The organism is Halomonas sp. 141, from assembly GCF_002810305.1.
GTDB classification, from domain to species: Bacteria; Pseudomonadota; Gammaproteobacteria; order Pseudomonadales; family Halomonadaceae; genus Vreelandella; species Vreelandella stevensii.
This window is the reverse complement of record NZ_PINZ01000124.1, coordinates 1-839: the sequence shown is the minus strand read 5'-3', so window position 1 is coordinate 839 and position 839 is coordinate 1. Positions and strand designations below refer to the sequence as shown.

General features: G+C 63.3%; 1 protein-coding gene. It reads left to right on the top strand.

Features of this window, described 5'->3' with window-relative positions; all coding sequences use genetic code 11:
- Positions 1-839: IS1380 family transposase (locus tag CWI66_RS17640; RefSeq protein ID WP_157809012.1), on the top strand; the 839-nt coding region annotated here is incomplete at both ends.

Below are 839 nucleotides of genomic sequence, written 5' to 3'. Positions count from 1 at the left end.
CGCACCGCCACCTGGTCCACGACCCTGCTGTCACTGATCGAAGCACCGATCACCGCCGAGACGACACACGTCTGCCTGGACATCGACACCTTCGTCATGGACAACAGCAACTCGAAGAAGGAAGGCGTCTCGCGGACCTACCAGAAGGTCGATGGCTACACCCCGATCGCCGCCTATCTGGGCAACGAAGGGTGGTGCCTGGGTCTGGAACTGCGGCCTGGCAAGCAGCACACCATGAAGGAGAGCAACGCCTTCCTGGAGCGGGTACTGCCTCGCGCCCAATGCCTGACCAGGCAACCGATCCTGTTACGCGAGGACAGCGGCTTCGACAGCCAGGCGCACCTGGCGCTTCTCGAACAGCAACGCCAGGTCTTTGCCGACGAGGGGCGCCGGCTCGACTATGTCGTCAAATGGAACCCGCGGGGCTCGGCCACGGCTGATCGAGATACCTGGCTGGCGGTGGCGGCGGACTACTGGGAAGAGCTGCGTCCTGGCAAGCGCCAGGCGCTGTGGCCGCAGACCGTCTCGATCCACGACGACAACAAGACCGAATACGTCGTCCAACGCGTGATGCGCCTGGTAGAGCGCACCGCCGATCGCGATGGCCAGTTGCTGCTCGAACCGGACTATGAGTTGGAAGGCTGGTGGACCAGCCTGGACGAGGCGCCGGAGGCGGTGATCAAGCGCTACCAGGCGCATGCCACCCATGAGCAGTTTCACAGCGAGATCAAGACCGATCTCGACCTGGAGCGCTTGCCGTCCGGCAAGTTCGCCACCAACGATCTGATCCTGCATCTCGCCCAGTTGGCCTACAACATCCTGCGCCTGATGGGACAGCT